The sequence below is a fragment of the Spirochaeta isovalerica genome, from assembly GCF_014207565.1.
GTDB classification, from domain to species: domain Bacteria; phylum Spirochaetota; class Spirochaetia; order DSM-2461; family DSM-2461; genus Spirochaeta_F; species Spirochaeta_F isovalerica.
Genome location: NZ_JACHGJ010000001.1, coordinates 1072659 through 1091263 on the forward strand (window position 1 = coordinate 1072659; position 18605 = coordinate 1091263).

The window sequence follows — 18605 nt, forward strand, 5'->3', positions numbered from 1 at the left end:
ATCAATCTTTCCATAACATTATATTGTCAAGGATTATGTCGGGATTGGTCGCGCCGCCGCTCACAGCCGGCAGAAATGCCGCTTTTCCGTTTTCAATAGGCGCATCAACAGTAAAATCCATTGTGTAATGTCTCTTCACCGTACTCAGATCGACGGCTTGCGGCTCTGCGGCTATAGTCCCCTGTTTGTCAAGAAATGCCGCGTACAGCTTCCTGTTCCCGCGGGCATAGGCATCGAAAGAAAGATGCCATTTTTCTCCCGCTTCGAAGGAAAACCCTTCCTGATAGAGCCGGATCCCGTTCATGTCCCCGCTGGAATCCAGAATGGAAAGGTGACCTTCCCTGGTGTAAATCTCCGGAGAAACGGAGAGCCAGGCATCGCTGTTCCCATCATAATCCAGTTTCCAGAAGGCTTTTCTGTCATATCCCTGATCAAATGTACCATTGTAGATATAGTTGCCCGAATCGAGAGGAGTTCTGGCCATATAGTCTTTTTTAACACCGGGATCACCGACAAGCTCCAGTCTCGGATTATCTATCCAGAGATCCGCCGTATGGAGCCCCATATTAAACTCATACCGGGCATGGGCATCGCTCTTCTCCTCCATGGTAAATTCGAAGGAATAAGCTTTCATGTCCGTTCCGATAGAGATGTACTGCTCTCCCGAATAAGCAGCCCAGCCGCGATCGCCCAGACCGCCCATCTTCACCATAATATCCCGGGGAGCGGCCGCTCTGGCATCAAAGGAGACTTTATAAGTCTGGCCCTCCTGAAGGAACATATCGAGCTGAATTAGCTGGTTGGCCCAGATCTGACCGCCCGCTCCGCTTATGGCAATATGCATTTCCCCGTTTTCAACAGCAGCATTTCCCATACCGCCTTCATAATTACCGAACTCCCACCACTTCATCTGATCATCAAAGGTACTGTTGAAAACGTAATTTCCGTCATCCAGAGGATCCCGTCCCGTGATTTCCGCCTCTTCCACCGGTTTTTTGACCGGAGGCTTTCCGTAGCCATCGGCGGCTTCGTAAACTCTAACCCAGTCGATTTCCATCCTCTGGGGAAAGACAGTAGTTTCATCGGGATACCCGGGCCAGTTTCCGCCCACGGCGACATTCAGCTGAAGGTATAAATCCCGATCGAAGGGCGCATTGAAAGCAAAGGCTTCCTCCCGGGAGTTCTTTTGGCTGTACCAATCGTCCTGGGTCTGGACCAGTTTCCCGTCGACATACCATTTTATCTCTCCGGGAAGCCATACTAGCGAAAAGATATGAAAGTCGTCGCTGAATTTTCCTTTTTCAAGAGTATAAGGCGAACCGGTATATTTCCATGGCATACCGTAATGCAGAGTCCCATGGACCGTGGAAGGTTCATGACCGACCAGCTCCATAATGTCGATTTCTCCGCAGGAAGGCCAGCCGCCATAGACTTCCATATCGGCGGGCATCATCCATATAGCAGGCCAGATGCCCTGGCCTTCAGGGAGCCTGGCTTTGAAATCAAAACGCCCGTAAGTCCACTCTCCTTTTCCTTCGGTCGTCAGCTTGGCTGAAGTGTAGGGGCTCCCCTTATAGGATTCTTCTCTGGCCTCGATTACCAGATTACCCTTTTCTATACGGGCGTTTTCATTGCGGGGGGAATAATACTGCAGCTCATTATTTCCGTATCCTCCGGCGCCTTCTATAAAATTCCATTTCCCGTCAGAAATGATTTCGTCATCGAAATCATCTTCCCAGACAAGGATCCAGTCTTTTTCCGCCTCGACTTCGCCGGCGGTCTTTTCCCCGGTTCCTGCGCAGGAAATCAAAATTAAAGGAATGATAAAGGCGATTTTAAAGGGATTGATGTTTTTCATAGTACGGTAACCTCAAGTTGTGAAATTGTATTATCTCTGCTGTAAATAGATTTGCAGTATTCACCGGGCAGGACAGAGCCGATGATTGTTTCTGTCTCTCCGTCAGTAAAAAAGACTTTTATGGAAGCCTTATCTCCTTTGCCTATTACGAAAGGCGTATCGCAGAAAGTCAGTCCCATGGAATTACGGGGAAGAGTCATCCTGCGGGTTTGTCCGCCGGCGGTGACAAGCTGCCATGTCTCATCGCCGGAGAATAGCTCTTGCGGATCGATTAATGTCCCGTCAAAGGCGATTTTTCCATCGATGATTCGTATGCCCGTTTCAGCAAGCCTTGTGATAACTTCTTCTTTAACCTGTCCTGTCATTCCCGGCTGTTTGGCTCCTTTGCCTTCGGGACTGTGAGAGTAGGGATCAAAGGGAAAAGCGCCATAGACAGTTGCGGGTTTGTTATATCCTATCCCCGCGCGGACATCATAATAGTGTTTTTTCAGCGACTCGATAACATCGGCCGATACGCCGCCGTCGACAGCCCGGAAAAGATTTTCCTGAACAGCCAGAAGAAGTTTGCTCACCATATGCCAGTAGATGCTCCCCAGTCCTTCATAGGCGAAAAAAGTTCCCGACCGTCCTGTGAAGGACTGATGATTGAATGTCGCTTCAAAGAGATGTTCAATTGAATCCCGCTCTTTCTCGACAAGTCCGGCATATTTCACTTCCCGGGATAATTTGTTCAGGACATCGCCGACCTGCCGCGCATTGTGAAAGTCGCCGTTGAAATGGCAGATTCCCTTGCTGTCCATGAGAATGAGATCTTTGTTGCCTTCTTCAATCAGCGTGGAGAGAAGCACGGAGGATTTCACACTTTCCCTGTCGATATTGTTTTTTTCGAGAAACCCCGGAAGTGTTCTGTTGGGATACAGCATATAACTGTTCTGATCGGGCCGGTAGAGAGAGCTGCCCCGCAAGGCTTCAAGCATTTTCAAAGATTCTGCCGGTTCAAGCCAGTTTGCCGACAGAACGGCGACCTGCCCTTCCAGCATTTCATAGAGGTAGTGGATTTTCAAACCATCTGTTCTTATTTCAAGAGTGTTATAGGAATGAAAGAGGTCGTCATCCCTTCTGTTTTCCCCTAGAGTCTGATCAATGCACCTGAGAGATGTGGATAAGAATTCGATCAGCCTATCCCGGGAAAGAGTTTCCCTCTCTTCCGTTCTGCCCCTTTCGTATAAACTGGATCTGTAACGTTCCGATGCCCGCCCGAGACGGGAAACGACATCGAGCCTCTCTTCGGGATTGACTGATTCTTTCATGGAATCGATACGGCTCATGACTTCCGAAATGGCTGTAAACCAGTCGTGAACATCTTTATGCACTGTAAATGAGCTTCCGCTATCATGAGACTGAAAAATTCCGAGCAGAAAGGCGGCGAATCTTCTGACATAGGCCAGAGTGACGATCGAAACCCCCTTGCCCACCAGAGCGTTATTGGCGTCATTCCATTCGGGCCGCTGGGTATTCATCCATATACCGCCGCCGGGAACAAAATTCCCCAGTTTCGCCAGGAGAAGAATCATGAGTTTCTCGGTCATGCTGGCCAGGACGATTGAGCCTTCGGAGGTGTGGAGCATTTTTCCTTCGGCGCCAACCTGCTCTGTCCTTTCAAGAATGATTTTATGCTTATTCTCATTGAAAACAATTGTATTGTAGGGATCTTTCAGAATCTCGTCGAAAGATTTTATTTCATAAGGCACTTCGGCAAAAGTAAACTCCCGGCTGTCCAGATCGGCGAGAATTCTGTCTCCGAAGAAGTTACGGTACATCTCCAGCAATTTGAGAAGATAGATTATCTGATGATCGCTCCAGTAGCCGATGTTCGCCCAGGGATTTCCCGGCTCGGGAACTTCCCAGTCGATGCCCGAGCGGGACAGGCGGTAAGGGTTGTATCCGTCAGCCGTAGTAGCATTGAGGAACTTCCCGACCATATGTCTTATAAAGAGGGGATAGGAATAGCTGAGGGCTTCCCAGTTCTGAAATATATCTCTCCAGTTTCCCTGATAATCCAGTTTAGGCGATCCGTCGGCTTTTTCCGTCTCTATGGAGAAAACATTCCAGGGACGGCTGGGGTCTCCATGCCTTCGGCTGAAAGAGAGCGGTAGATATTCATACCAGAGCCTCGTCAGGTTTACGTCATGACGTGAGAGGACGAAATCCAGGACCTGGCCGTACTCCGCGGTCTCTCCCAGCTTCAGAAGAGACTCTTCATAGAGAGCGCAGACCTGTTTATTTGTGGAATGGATATATTCAACGAAGTCCGCCACGGGTATGGTATTTCCGTTGAAAAAATAACCGCCTCTCATAATGTTGTAAAGAACATTGGCCTGATGATGGGCGCAATTCATAACACCGGCAGATTTCTGCATGCCATCATTCAGGGCGAGGATTTCATCCAGTTTCCTGTTTCCCTCGGCGGCATCCTCTTCGATTTCTCTCGAACCGTCAAATCCTGAATCAAGCAGCATCGACCTCAGGCTTTCGACAGCGCTGTGATCCTTGTCCACATCGCCGGACAGATACCAGACTTTCTCTTCTCCCTTGTCGAGAGCAAAGGAAGAACCGACGAAATAACCGCCTCTATCCCCTTTATTGACCCATTCCGGTTCGGCTTTCGATCCTGAAGAAATTTTTGCCAGCTGCTTTTCATTCAGAAGGTAATAAGAAACATCCAGCCCCCATTGCCAGAAAACGTTGGCTTTCAGTGATTCGCTGGGCTCGGCCAGATCGGTCAACGTGGCGCTCAAGGCGAATAGGCCCAATCCTGTTTCCCTGTCAATTTCGCTTTTTTTATAGGCGTTAAGCAGATTTCCGAAGGTATTCTGAATATGGGAGCTGGTTCCAGCAGGTATAATGTTCATGACCCCGTCGGTCAGCTCGATATTGACACATTCGCCGCTATTGTTTTTCAGGATTGATTTTTTTACCCAGCCGAAGCGGCGGCTGTTCATCCACATATAGGAAAATGAAAGCCCCAAAGTCTCATTTACTTCTTCGAAAATGACCCGGTTGCCCCGGACATTGCGGTAGAGATTGAGATGAACCGTGTAGACTCTCCCGCTCTCCCGGCAGAAAGGTTCCCAGAGGAATTTCTTATCGCCCTTTTCCGCCAGAATGACAGTTGCCGGTCCTGTATTGCCGGTGTTTTCTGTAATCCGGTCATCGGTGTAATAAGGGAACAGTGAGAATTCGCTATTAACGCGCCCGGCTGTCAATCCTCCGGTTGATGAGATGAACATCCAGTGATTCGAATCACTGGTCACAGTCATAAAAAAAGGCTCCATGGCTGTGTAATTTTCTATTTTATAATAGATCTCCCCTTCCCTGTCGCAAAATCCTTCTTCAACCTGGAACTGTTCGTTTATAAAGGGTTGGTCACCCAGAAATACCTGCCGCCTGACGTTCATAGTTATCCTCTTATTTTATTCAAAATTATTATTGATTATAAATGTTTGCGTAAACATCTAATCATTATAGGAGGTAAATACTATTTCATCAAGTTTTAATTTTCACGGGTAAAGGAAAATGAAGCTGATTCATCAGAATCCATAAAGGGGGATGAATCAGCTATTGAATCAGTTATAATCTTCCTGGGTCAGATTAAACTCCGCATCATCGACGCGCCACTGGTCTTTTTCCAGCATCTCAATCAGATTTTCAAGGGTCTGGATATGATAGAGCTCCTGATTGGACAGACACCTCAGCAGATGGAGGGCTTCTTCCGTCCCCAGCTGTCCCAGGTTTTCTCTGTAAAAATCAAGACCTTTCTTCTCGATATCCAGAATCAGTTTGTAATCTTTCAATTCATCATCAGATAAGGGAATTTCATCTATGTGTTCAATCATATCCCTGTATACCGTCTTCATTTCCGGTAAATGATTTTCGGTCTCTCCGCTGTTCTTTTTGAATTTTCTCTCCAGAACGGCAACAGCCCGGCCTTCCCTCTTCTCGTCCTCAGCCATCATATTAAAAATGTTTCTTACACCGGTTGAATTGGCTCTGGAGGCAAGATTCCTATAGAGTTGTTCTGCATCCCTTTCCATTGTATGGGCGAATTTATACATGTTCATAGGTTCCTCCTGTTATTAGCTAAACCTACTTAAAGTATAAGAACAGAACTCTATAATGACAACTATTTTTGTGAACTATTTTTCAGACCTGCCGAAAGGAAGAAATGAGTATTTCAAACTGCCTTTTGGACAGGAGGAAACGCATTCAAGACATCGCGAGCAGCTGAACGAGTTTCCCGAAGCTTTTTTTTCAGCTTTGTAGAGACTGAAGTTTTCATTGAGACTGGAAATATAACAGTTCCTATCGCAAACGCCGCAGGAGGTGCAGCTCTCGGGGTTATGTCTGATTCTGAATAAACTGAATTTATTCAGAATACCGCCGATCCAGGCTATGGGACAGCCCAGTTTATGGTACTGATACATCTGTCCGGCTTCAGAACCCTTTTTGTTTCCCATAAGCAGTTCCATAATAAATCCCATGGGACACATCCAGCGACAGAAAACTTTACCGAGTATAATCCCCAGAATGGACCCGGCGATCAGAACATAGAGAAGTGAAATGTGGAAGTAGAAAACCAGGACATAGAGTGAAGCGCCGACAAGTCCCTGAACGATTCGCCGTTTTGATATTATATTTTTCATATATTTCATTATACATATATACAAAATTATGACGATACTTGTCAATTTAGCAGAGGGCGTTACCGGGAATCTGATTTCATATTGTATAGCATTAAAAGGAATGCTCCCGTCATGGCTGATGCGGGCGCTTATGCATTCAGAGACGGTGTTTCCCGGGGATCCATGCAGATCCCCTGAGAAAATCCTTAATTATATATGGGTTTTACCAACCTCCGGAAGCACCGCCGCCCCCGAAACCGCCGCCTCCGCCGGAGAATCCTCCCCCGCCGAAACCGCCGCCGGAAAAACCACCGCCACCGAATCCGCCGCGCCGGCTTCCTCCGCTGAGAACCGAGCCCCAGAATAGAGCATGGAACAATCCGCCCCGACGCCTCCGTCCTCTTGTCAGAGCGGAGAGGAAAAAGATGATCAGAAATATAATCACATTGAGAAATCCGCCAGAGGAAGTATGTCTGGAACGGTTTTGCGATTCGGCTATATCTTTATCGGAGATGACCATTGTCCCCCCGATAACGGAACTGACTGCTTCAGCCCCTTTATAGAGACCTGTGCCGAAGTTGCCTTTTTGAAATTCAGGAATGATAATATTGCGGATGATATAACCGCTTTTAGCATCGGTCATGGATCCTTCAAGACCGTATCCCACTTCAATCCGGACTTTTTTTTCAGCCATGGACAAAAGAATGAGAATGCCATTGTCCTGGCCTTTCTGCCCCAGTTTCCACTGATCGGCCGTTTTGATGGAGAAGCTCTCGATGTCGTATCCCTGAAGATCATCAACGGTTAATACGGCGATCTGGGCCGATGTTGATTTTTCCAGAGATGACAGAAGGCTGGTGATCTCCCGTTCTTCCGAGCTGGAAATCACACCGGCATAATCATTGACATATCCTTTCAGTTCGGGAATATTCTGGGCTCCGAGGGGAAGGAGGAGGAGAAAAGCGGTTGATAGAATAAATAAGAGTTTCTTCATTCAGTCCTCCAGAATGTGAACTTGATCGGACAGTTCATTCTCATCGTCGGGCTTGATGGGAAAATGCTCGATCAACCTGTCCCCGCAGCTCTCCACCGCTTTGACAAGGCCGTCGACCATTTTGCCGTGTTTGATATTGCCCACGAGCTCATCGACGATATCGCCCCAGGCTCCCGTATCCACTTTATCGTTAATCCCCTTGTCGGCGAGAAGCTCCACTCTCTTTTCCCGGAGGGAAATGAATATGAGTATGCCGGTGCGGTCTCTCGTATCGAATAATCCGGCTTCGGAGAAAAAGAGCAGAGCCCGTCTTTTCACTTTCATAGAGATAGTCGAAGCCGGTACGATCAGCCGGTCCACGCCTTCCACATTGGCAAGCAGATAGAGAATTCCCATAAACAGAATGGTACCAATCCCGATGAAAAGAGCCGGCCAGGATTCTTTATAGGACCAGAAAGTCCTTTCGAGAAAATTGGCGATTGATCCATAGGACAGAAGAGATACGGTGTAGAAAATAAATCCGCCGAACATAGCGGCCAGCAATTCGTGGAAAGCGTAATCGGAACTCTCGCGGATGATAGCTGTGACGATCTCTCCCGATGTTTTCGACTCGGCTTTGGATACGGCTTCGGCAATTCGTTTATTGTCTTCTTCAGACAGAATCTGTTTTTTCATAAGCTCAGAATTTCACTGCCGGTGCGGTGTCGGCCCCTTCGGTAGCCTGGAAGTAGGCCATTTCATCGAAACCGGACATGTTGGCGATTATCATGCGGGGGAACTGTTTGATATAGGTATTGTACCCCCGGGCGGACTCATTAAAGCGCATGCGCTCAACGGCTATGCGGTTTTCCGTACCTTCCAGCTGATCCTGCAACGCCAGAAAATTCTGATTGGCTTTCAGCTCCGGGTAGTTTTCCGAAACGACCATCAGTCTCTGCAGAGCTCCTGATAATTCCCCCTGAGCTTGCTGAAAGCGCTGGAAAGCTTCCGGGTCCTGAAGGACCTCATCGGAGATGTTTACCATACCGCCGAGTTTAGCCCTGGCCTCGGTAACGGCTGTAAGGGTTTCGCTTTCATGAGCGGCATATCCCTTTACGGTCTCTACCAGATTGGGAATCAGATCGAACCGCCTCTGGTAGACGTTTTCAACCTGGGACCAAGAGGCTTTGACGGTCTCTTGCATCTGAACCATTTTATTGTATGTGCCCTTGAACGATGAATAACCGGCTATGATGATAACGGCTATTATTATGACCGGAAACAGCCATTTATTCGATTTCATTCTTCAGTCTCCTGTTAACAAAAAAATACCGGGCGGAAATCCGCTCCGGTACTAATATAATACAATTAAATAGGAATAAATATAAACTTTTGTTTACAGCTTTTAAAAAGGTATGAACAGACCGATCGCATAGGATACGGTGAAGGCGAAAAATCCCACGATGAGCATCTCCACACCTGACTTGAGCCAATTGACTCCCGTGACGAATTTTTTCAATGCGCCGGCCAGGAAAAGACCTCCGACAGTCACTGCCGTGGCTATCTTGAAAATAAAGAAGGGCTCCACGGGAAAACTGATCATAAAAACATAGGGAAGTGTGGGAAAACAAGCCCCCAGAATGAATGAAAAGAAGATGATAATGACCGACTTAAAGTCTGCGCCCTGTTCGATTTCCGTAACCCCCAGCTCATCGTTGACCATTTCTCTGACCCACCGGTCCCTGTCCTGAGAGAGATGATCGACGATCTGTTCAAGCAGCTCTCCTTCAAAGCCCTTTTCCTTATATATTTTTCTTAGCTCGTCTTTTTCGATTTCCGGACAGAGTTTGATCTCCAGGGATTCCTGTTCTATTTCGTGATTGTAATAGTCGGCTTCGCTCTTGCTGCTGATAAACTCTCCCGCCGACATGCTGAGGGCTCCGGCTACGGTTGCCGCGAGAAGAGTGATCAGAATGATTTTCGGTTCCTGCCCCGCTCCGGCCATCCCGGCGAGAAGAGCGAAAATGCTCACGACGCCGTCATTCATTCCAAAAGTAACCTGTCTGATAAGCTCTCCGCCCTGCAGATGAAATTTATCCGTATAAGTGGCCATTACTCATCCCCTTTTATCTGCTTGAAGAACTGGGTATCATGTCCGCAGACATCGCAGACTTCTCCCGGATCATCGAACACGATATTGCCGCACACTTTGCAGAGATAGATTTTGTCGACCGGTAGATCCCGTCCGTTCTTAATCGCTTTTCTCGCTTTCTTTAAAAGCCTGGCATGTTCTTTTTCAACTTTTCTGGCCCAGGTCATCGATAGTCTGGCCACCTTGCCGTATTCACCGCTCAACTCGCTTTTTATGGAACGGATGAGCCGCGGGTAAAGTCTCCGGCTTTCCTCCGATTCCCCCTCGATGGCTGCATTCAGGTTTTCAAGTGTCGAACCGACTTCTGTCTTTTGAGTATCGGGGGTGAAATCCTCTCCTAATGATTGAAGATGATTTTTTATATGTATGCTCTCAGCCTCGGATAAGGCCGTGAAAAGAGCTGCTGTGTTGTACCACCCCTCTATTTCTGCCTTCAGAGCGAAGGAGGCATACATAGCGACAGCTTCGGTTTCCCCTTTTATAAGAATTTTCAGAGCGTCCCTGCTTTTTTCCATAAAGTCTCCCTGAGATCCACAATAACAATTACCCCTCCGGGACTGCAAGTCAATTTCGCTGGTAAAATTCGCAAATGACGATCCCTTCCCCTATAATTTGTAGAGAGAGAATATTAAGGAGAGACCAATTGAAACTGACAGCAAAATTCCTGTTACTTCTGATCGGTGTGCCATTAATCATATTAGTTGTAACAAGCACGATTACTTTTAATATCCAGAAAAATACAATAAAAAAAGAAATATTATCTCAACAGCAATATCTGCTGAATGATGTTGCCAACGGAGTATACGGAGAGCTTCAGCAGCTGAATCAGAAAGTGAAGAATATCGCCATACTCCCCATTTCAGAACAGATGCTTACCGGGGCTCCGACGATAGACTACAACCGGGACGAATTCAATAGCCATCCGGCCTATGAGGAATACCTGGATACCATAAACCGCTTCATCGACAGCAACGTCAGCCTCGCCTATCTTGTCAGCGAAGAAACCGGAGCTCTGATAATCAATCGATGGATCGAATTACCGGAAAGATATGACGGCAGGGTGAAAGACTATTATAAAAATCCGGTTATAAAAAACGGTCTGGCTTTGTCAGAGCCCTATATGAACGCCGAAGGAACCGATGACCCGACTGCGATAACGATCTCCTATCCGGTGAAAAGTGAAAACAGACTTCTCGGAGTGGCGGCTATCGATATAGGATTAGCCGGGATTGTCGAGTATATCTCTGAAGAAAACAGAAAATACAATGCCAGTATCAGCATATATACCGATCAGGGAAATTACATTTATTCTCCCGATATTAAAGATATGACCAGGATTATCAACCTTTACGAGTTAAAAGATTCCCTGGGTCTTGAAGATGTCGATACAGTTCTGGAAAATATTCTGTCCGGAAAATCCCACAATTTCAAAGTCGTTCACAGTGCTGACGGCAGTGTCGACCTGGGTTTTACAGCCCCCATAAAAGACACCAACTGGATTGTCAGCGTCTTTTATCCGGAAAAAGATATTTCAGCGAAAATAACGGCTTCGGTTCTTCCCATAACCATCCTTTCCGCTGTGGTTCTTCTTCTGACTCTTGCAGCGGTTGCTATCATTTTGAATATAACTGTCATCAGAAATATCCTGACCACTTCCGGTTACCTGAAAACCATTTCCTCCGGAGATCTGGTCATAGATATCGATCCGAAAATACTTTCAAGAAACGACGAAATCGGAACCCTTGGCCAATCGCTCGATGATATGACCAGAAATCTCCAGGACATCGTCGGCAAGGTGACCGATGCGGCCAATTATATTTCTTCGGGAGCCAACCAGGTCAGCGATTCCAGCCAGATGCTCTCGAACGGAGCGACGGAACAGGCGGCCAGCGCCGAAGAGGTTTCCAGCTCCATGGAACAGATGAGCGCCAATATAAGCCAGAACGCCGATAACTCGAGCCAGACGGAAAAAATTGCTATAAAAGCCGCCCGCGATGCAAGAGAGAGCGGTGAAACGGTGAGCGAAGCTGTCGAAGCCATGGGACTCATTGCCAATAAAATTACCATAATCGAAGAAATATCCCGCAGTACGAACCTCCTGGCCCTCAACGCCGCCATCGAAGCGGCCAGAGCTGGCGAACACGGAAAAGGCTTCGCTGTGGTGGCCACCGAAGTGCGCAAGCTGGCGGAACAGAGCCAGAAAGCGGCAGGCGAGATAACCGAACTGGCATCGAGAACCGTTGAGCTGTCACAGGGATCAGGTGAAAAGCTTTCCAAACTCGTCCCCGATATCGAGAGGACTGCCGAGCTGGTTGAAGAGATCAGCGCCGCCAGCAATGAACAGCAGTCGGGAGTCGATCAGATTACGACCGCCATCCATCAGCTCGATAAAATCATTCAGAGCAATGCTTCGTCATCGGAAGAACTGGCATCGACATCGGAGGAACTGGCAGCCCAGGCGGAACAGCTGAAAGCGACCATCCAGTACTTCAAAATAAACCGGGACAGAGATTCCGGGAAGATGCATCAGCTCCATCAGCCTCCGCGCCGGAGCACGATAAAAAATGAACCTGTAAAATCCGCACCGAAGCAAACGGATAAAAAAGAAGAAAACAAGCCGGTGAATAATCAGCGCCCGCCTTCGTCGGCTTCGGGAGAAACCGGCATTACCATAAGCTCCGGATCCCGGAAAAGGGAGACGGAAAAAATATATGATGATGACTTTGAGTCATTCTGAAAAAAAATTACAAGGAGATAACCTATGAAACTGACCGCCAAGTTTCTCTTGCTTTTAATCGGAATTCCCTTCGCGATATTGTCAATCACCAGTGTTGTTACATTCCAAATACAAAAGGGTACGATCGAAAGAGAGATCCTGACTCAGCAGGAGTACCTTGTTAACGAAGTAGCGAACGGTGTATATGCCGAACTTCAGAAACTGGGACAGAAAGTAATTGACATATCCTCCATGCCTATTACAAAAAGCATTCTGAAAAACCCCCCTCCGCTCGGATATGATGAAGCCGTCTACAGGCAGCTCCCCGATTATGATGAATACCTTCTGACCATTAACGGTTTTGTCGATACAAATGTCGCATTGGCTTATGTAATCAGCGCCGAAACAGGTGCCTTGATACTCAATACATGGATTCAGGTTCCTGCCGATTATGACGGCAGGGAAAATGATTACTATACGGGGCCCGTGAACAAAAACGGCCTTTACGTAACCGAACCTTATTTGAATCCCGAAGGGGTCGAGGGTACGGACCCGACAGCCGTGACGATCTCCTACCCCATTAAAGACAACGGTCAGCTGATCGGAGTTTCCGCTATTGATATAGGACTGGGGAACATTGTCAGCTATGTCGAAGCAAAAGGAAAAGAATACAACGCAGGCATTGGTGTCTTCACTATGAACGGATCAGTTATCTACAACAAAAATATCACCGACAACAGTAAAATTTACAACTTTTCAGAATTACTGGAAATGCTAGGCACTGAAAACATAAACGAAGTGGAAACTGTCCTGTACGGCGGGAAAAAAGCGAGGGTCGCTGTCGACGCTGCGGAAGACCTCTATGCCGTAGCCTCCCCCATTCCCGGAACGAACTGGATGGTGAGCGTTTCTTTTCCCGTAGCTGATATCACGAACAAAGTTGTCTCATCGGTGCTTCCGGTCACGATTATCTCTACCGTCATACTTCTTATAACATTAGCTGTCGTGGCTGTAATATTGAATCTTACAGTAATTAAAAACATCCTTCTCACTTCGGATTATCTGAAGACGATTGCTTCGGGAGATCTGGATATTTCTGTCGAACCGGATCTGCTGATCAGAAAAGATGAGATCGGCACCCTGGGAAAATCTCTTGACGAAATGACCCGGAACCTCCGGGACATCGTCGGTAAGGTGACCGATGCAGCCAATTATATTTCTTCGGGGGCCAACCAGGTCAGCGATTCCAGCCAGATGCTCTCGAACGGAGCGACGGAACAGGCGGCCAGCGCTGAAGAGGTTTCCAGCTCCATGGAACAGATGAGCGCCAACATAAGCCAGAACGCCGATAACTCCAGCCAGACGGAAAAAATCGCTATCAAAGCCGCCCGCGATGCAAGGGAGAGCGGTGAAACGGTGAGCGAAGCTGTCGAAGCCATGGGACTCATTGCCAATAAAATTACCATAATCGAAGAAATATCTCGTAGCACTAATCTCCTGGCCCTCAACGCCGCCATCGAAGCGGCCAGAGCTGGCGAACACGGAAAAGGCTTCGCTGTGGTGGCCACCGAAGTGCGCAAGCTGGCGGAACAGAGCCAGAAAGCGGCAGGCGAGATAACCGAACTGGCATCGAGAACCGTTGAGCTGTCACAGGGATCAGGCGAAAAACTTTCCAAACTCGTCCCCGATATCGAGAGAACAGCCGAGCTGGTTGAAGAGATCAGCGCCGCCAGCAATGAACAGCAGTCGGGTGTCGATCAGATAACGGCCGCTATCCATCAGCTCGATAAAATCATTCAGAGCAATGCTTCGTCATCGGAAGAACTGGCATCGACATCGGAGGAACTGGCAGCCCAGGCGGAACAGCTGAAAGCGACCATCCAGTACTTCAAGATAAACAGGGGAAGACAATCCGCTCAGAAACAAGAGCCCCCGCGCCGGAGCACGATAAAAAATGAACCCGTAAAATCCGTACCGAAGCAAATGGTAAAAAAAGAAGAAATTAAGCCTGTGAATAATCAACGCCCGCCTTCCTCGGCTTCGGGAGAAACCGGCATAACCATAAGCTCCGGATCCCTGAAAAGCGAGACGGAGAAAATATATGATGATGACTTTGAATCATTCTGAAAGGATTGGAAATGAAAATATCATTTAAAATACTTATACCGACAGCATTAATGCTCATACTTGCCGCATCTGCTGTTTCCTTTATCGGCTACAGCAATATTTCCAGAGAAATCGATAATGTAATGGAGATAACCACTAAAGGAACTCTGGACGACATCAATAATCTGATTACAGGGGGAGAAAAAGACAGCGAAACCCTAAAAAGATCGCTTAATAAAAACTTTCTACGCATTGCCCGGAGCCTGGCTGCTCTGGTCGACGAAAAGCCCTCCCTGACCGATACGGATGCCATGATTTCCCTTGCCGCCCGTGTAGGTGTCGATGAGATCCATATCGTTGACAATAAAGGCGTTCTCTACGCGGGATCCGTCCCGGGTTTCTTCGGCTTTGACTTCTCGACCAATGATCAGACAGCGCCGTTTCTGAAAATGCTTGATGATAAATCATTCGAACTGGCTCAGGATCCTTCCTATCGCGCGGTCGACGGTGTGCTGTTTCAGTATATCGGGGTTCCCCTGAAAGAGCCGAACGGGCTGGTGCAGATCGGTGTAAAACCGGAAGAGCTGCAGCAATTGCTCGAAACCAGCAGTCCCGGTTATATCATCGAAAATTACCTTTATAAGTCCGGTGGTTTCGCCTATATCATTGATCCGCAAACCGGGACGATCACAGCTCATTCCGATGCGGAAAAAATCGGCGCAGATCTTGGATCAACAGATTACGGACAGGCTATTCTGACCAAGGGAACGGGGAGCTTGATATATGAAGATGAAGGAAAGAATATATTCTCCAGTTTCGAAAAGACCCCTGAAGGAATCATTGTATCGGCTGTTCCGGCCAATTCCTATAGAGACCGTCTGGGACCGATTCTGGTTGCCCTGATTATTACATCTTTAGCTTCGCTCGTTATTTTGATGGTCATAATGATGATTCTTGTAGCCAGGATAGTGGCTCCTCTGGGCAAAGCCAGCCATTATCTTGAAGAGATAGCCGCAGGAGATTTAACCATCACGATCGACCCCGCACTTATTGCGAAAAAAGACGAAACGGGAGACTTGGCCCGTTCTCTGGAAAATATGGCTTCGAAAATGCGCGAAGTCGTAAAGGAAGTCTTTGATGCTTCCAATAAAATAGCCATAGGAAGTATGCAGGTAAGCGATTCGAGCCAGCAGCTCTCCAGCGGAGCCACGGAGCAGGCGGCCAGCGCCGAAGAAGTGTCCAGCTCCATGGAGGAAATGAGCGCCAATATCAGTCAGAATGCCGATAACTCCAGCCAGACAGAAAAAATCGCCATGAAAGCGGCGAAAGATGCACAGGAAAGCGGAACAACCGTAAAAGAAGCAGTTGAAGCAATGATGCTGATCGCCAATAAAATCGGCATTATCGAAGAAATATCGAGAAGCACCAATCTTCTGGCTTTAAACGCAGCCATTGAAGCTGCCAGAGCCGGAGAACATGGAAAGGGCTTTGCCGTGGTAGCGACGGAAGTGCGAAAACTGGCTGAGCAGAGCCAGAAAGCGGCGGGAGAGATAACAGAACTGGCCGGCCGGACTGTGGAACTTTCCAAGGGATCGGGCGAAAAACTGGACAACCTGGTTCCCGGTATTGAACGAACCGCAGAACTGGTGGAAGAAATAAGCGCGGCCAGCAATGAACAGCAAAGCGGCGTCGATCAGATAACCACGGCCATTCACCAACTGGATAAAATCATTCAGAGCAATGCTTCTTTCTCGGAAGAGCTGGCCGCGACCTCGCAGGAGCTGGCCGGACAGGCCGAACAGCTGAAAGAAACTATTGAATATTTCCGGTTATCCTAAGAGGGGTCGGCCCCTTTATCGAGATAAAACAAGAGCTCTCCGCTCTTTGGCTGAACCAGAGATGCGGGATAGACAGGGTCATGACGGAATATTTTTTCCATCATGGCCCTTTTTCCATCGCCGGTGACAAGGAACACGACTTTTTTTCCTTTGTTTATAACCGGTCCGGTAATCGTTATCCGTCTTTGTCCGGAAACCGGATGTACAGCGGTTTGACAGATTTCGGAGGAATTCATCAGACTTATCTGATCGGGAAATATCGATGCGGTATGGCCGTCATCCCCCATTCCAAGAAGAATCATATCAAAAACAGGTATCCCCTCCCCGGAAGGAACTAACTCTTTTAATGTATTTCCATAGCGCCGTGCTTCTTCTTCCGGATCCTCTTCCCCTCTCATTCTGAATACATTTTCTGCAGGAAGAGGGATATGATCGAGAAGTGTCTCGGATGTCATCCGGTAGTTGCTCTCCTCATGATCAGGAGAGACGCATCTTTCATCGACCCAGAAAAGCCGGACTTTGCTCCAGTTGACGACCTTCTGATACTTGGATGCCAATAGGGAAAAAAAACCGGCAGGCGTGCTGCCTCCCGAAACAGCCAGATTGAAATAACCGGATTTTCGGGCGATTTCTCCAGCGGCGTATTCAGCGAGAGCTTCCGCCGCCTTTATTTTACTATCAAAAACATTCTTTTTCATCATTTACAACTCACAGAACATGCCGTCGCTGGCCAGATTTTTACAGGGATAACGCCAGGTCACGCCCTCTCCTTCTATAAGATCATCGGCGCAATCGGGTCCCCAGCTTCCCGCGGGATAACCATAGATTTTAGGAGGATCATCGGAATTCTCATAATCGAGAAGAGGCTGAATAAACTCCCAGCAGGCTTCGACGGCGTCACCTCTGGCATAGAGAGTGGAATCGCCATGCATGCAATCGAGCAGCAGTCTCTCGTAAGCGGAGGCCATTTCCACGCTGGACAATTCGGAATAACGGAAGCTCATATTGGCTTCTTTCACATCGAAACCGGCTCCGGGCATTTTCATACCGAACTTGAGGAGTATGCCTTCATCGGGCTGAATCCTGATAATGAGTTTATTAAAATTATCCTGGGTGCCGAATGCCTTTTTGAACAATTTATGGGGAGTCGATTTGAAATGGATAACGATTTCAGAAACACGGGTAGGCAGTCTTTTTCCTGTTCTGATGTAGAAGGGAACGCCACCCCATCGCCAGTTTTCAATATAAAACTTCAAAGCCGTAAAAGTTTCGGTTCTCGATTCGGGGTCGACACCTTCCTCTTCCCTGTATCCTTTGACCTTTTCCCCTTTAATTGTCGATGCTGTGTATTGCCCGCGAATGAAACAATTATCCAGCTCATCGCGGTTGAGGGGTTTTAAGGACTGAAAAACTTTCAGAGTTTCGTTCCTGATCGCATCGGACTCGAAAGACGCCGGCGGTTCCATGGCGACCATGGCCGTAAGCTGCAGCAGGTGGTTCTGCACCATATCCTTCAGAGCTCCGGAACTGTCGTAGTATCCCCCCCGCTTTTCCACGCCCAGGCTTTCCGCTGCGGTTATTTCGACATGGTCTATGAAATTGCGGTTCCAAAGAGGTTCAAAAAATCCGTTGCCGAAACGGGTGACCAATATGTTCTGAACTGTCTCTTTTCCCAGATAGTGGTCTATTCTGTACAGCTGGCTCTCATTGAAATACTTGAGGATCTCCCGGTTCAATTCTCTGGCGGACTGAAGATCGGTCCCGAAGGGCTTTTCCACTATGAGACGTTTCCATCCACGTTCTTCGCTGTTCAACCCCTGTTCGCTCAGAAATCCGGGAATAAGAGAATAGAGACGGGGCGGAGTGGCCAGATAGAATATATAATTCCCCTCTGTCCCGAGCTGCTTATCCAGACCGGTGAGTTTGTCTTTAAGCTTCACATAATCATCGGGCGAAGAAGTATTGAGCGACTGATAATAGATATCCTGGAAAAAAGAGGAATTCGCTTCATCGCCTTCCATTTCCATATCAGCCTGCAGCTTTTCTCTGAAAGACTCTTCGCTGTACTCTGTCCTTCCGATTCCCAGTATAGCGAATCTGTCAGGCAGATGCCCCCGTTTCTTCAGGTCATAAACGGCGGGCACCAGTTTTCTTTTGGTCAGATCTCCCGATGCCCCGAATATAACGATTATGCAGTTGTCGCTGTTCATGTTGTGCTCCTGTCCCTTAAAACTAATCAAAGATTGATAAAGGTACAATTGTTTTGTTGACAATCTTAAT

The 18605-nt window shown here is 47.8% G+C and carries 14 protein-coding genes; 3 read left to right on the plus strand and 11 right to left on the minus strand.

The genetic code is table 11. The features are described 5' to 3' along the window. Position 1 precedes the first annotated feature (1 nt). The 9 genes from HNR50_RS04690 to HNR50_RS04730 form a co-directional block, all read right to left on the minus strand. Positions 2-1858, minus strand: coding sequence for a carbohydrate binding domain-containing protein (locus HNR50_RS04690; protein ID WP_184744336.1), 1857 nt, complete (start codon positions 1856-1858; stop codon positions 2-4). After that, a complete protein-coding gene (locus tag HNR50_RS04695) occupies positions 1855-5316 on the minus strand; it encodes a hypothetical protein (protein ID WP_184744338.1) in 3462 nt (1153 codons plus the stop codon). The genes HNR50_RS04690 and HNR50_RS04695 overlap by 4 nt, the downstream gene beginning before the upstream one ends. 168 nt (positions 5317-5484) lie before the next feature. Further along, positions 5485-5979 carry a ferritin family protein gene (locus HNR50_RS04700; protein WP_184744340.1) on the minus strand — a complete coding sequence of 165 codons (495 nt, stop codon included), beginning with the start codon at positions 5977-5979 and terminating at the stop codon, positions 5485-5487. Between the two features lie 75 nt (positions 5980-6054). Next, positions 6055-6561: a 4Fe-4S binding protein gene (locus HNR50_RS04705; RefSeq protein ID WP_184744342.1), complete on the minus strand. Its 507-nt coding sequence runs from the start codon at positions 6559-6561 to the stop codon at positions 6055-6057. A 202-nt stretch (positions 6562-6763) separates the two neighbouring features. Next, complete coding sequence (locus HNR50_RS04710; protein ID WP_184744344.1) at positions 6764-7534, minus strand: TPM domain-containing protein; 771 nt, start codon at positions 7532-7534, stop codon at positions 6764-6766. Then, a complete protein-coding gene (locus HNR50_RS04715; protein ID WP_184744346.1) occupies positions 7535-8209 on the minus strand; it encodes a TPM domain-containing protein in 675 nt (224 codons plus the stop codon). Positions 8210-8213: 4 nt separating this feature from the next. Beyond that, positions 8214-8816 carry a LemA family protein gene (locus HNR50_RS04720; protein WP_184744348.1) on the minus strand — a complete coding sequence of 201 codons (603 nt, stop codon included), beginning with the start codon at positions 8814-8816 and terminating at the stop codon, positions 8214-8216. A gap of 102 nt (positions 8817-8918) precedes the next feature. Next, a complete protein-coding gene (locus tag HNR50_RS04725; protein WP_184744350.1) occupies positions 8919-9626 on the minus strand; it encodes a VIT1/CCC1 transporter family protein in 708 nt (235 codons plus the stop codon). Further along, positions 9626-10180 carry a rubrerythrin family protein gene (locus tag HNR50_RS04730; protein WP_184744352.1) on the minus strand — a complete coding sequence of 185 codons (555 nt, stop codon included), beginning with the start codon at positions 10178-10180 and terminating at the stop codon, positions 9626-9628. The genes HNR50_RS04725 and HNR50_RS04730 overlap by 1 nt, the downstream gene beginning before the upstream one ends. A gap of 128 nt (positions 10181-10308) precedes the next feature. Here HNR50_RS04730 and HNR50_RS04735 point away from each other — a divergent pair, with 128 nt between their 5' ends. The 3 genes from HNR50_RS04735 to HNR50_RS04745 are packed head-to-tail and all read left to right on the plus strand — an operon-like array spanning position 10309 to position 16325. Next, positions 10309-12402 (plus strand): methyl-accepting chemotaxis protein, encoded by a 2094-nt coding sequence (locus HNR50_RS04735; protein WP_184744354.1) that lies wholly within the window; start codon positions 10309-10311, stop codon positions 12400-12402. 24 nt (positions 12403-12426) lie between these two features. Further along, a complete protein-coding gene (locus tag HNR50_RS04740) occupies positions 12427-14508 on the plus strand; it encodes a methyl-accepting chemotaxis protein (protein ID WP_184744356.1) in 2082 nt (693 codons plus the stop codon). Between the two features lie 11 nt (positions 14509-14519). After that, positions 14520-16325: a methyl-accepting chemotaxis protein gene (locus HNR50_RS04745; protein ID WP_221439782.1), complete on the plus strand. Its 1806-nt coding sequence runs from the start codon at positions 14520-14522 to the stop codon at positions 16323-16325. On the opposite strand, the gene pgl is transcribed toward HNR50_RS04745, so the two are convergent. Both pgl and zwf read right to left on the minus strand, forming a co-directional pair. Then, a complete protein-coding gene (gene pgl / locus HNR50_RS04750; RefSeq protein ID WP_184744358.1) occupies positions 16322-17026 on the minus strand; it encodes a 6-phosphogluconolactonase in 705 nt (234 codons plus the stop codon). The genes HNR50_RS04745 and pgl overlap by 4 nt on opposite strands. Continuing rightward, the gene (zwf, locus tag HNR50_RS04755; protein ID WP_184744361.1) at positions 17027-18535 is read right to left on the minus strand and encodes a glucose-6-phosphate dehydrogenase; all 1509 of its coding nucleotides are present in this window, start codon (positions 18533-18535) and stop codon (positions 17027-17029) included. Between the last annotated feature and the right edge of the window lie 70 nt (positions 18536-18605).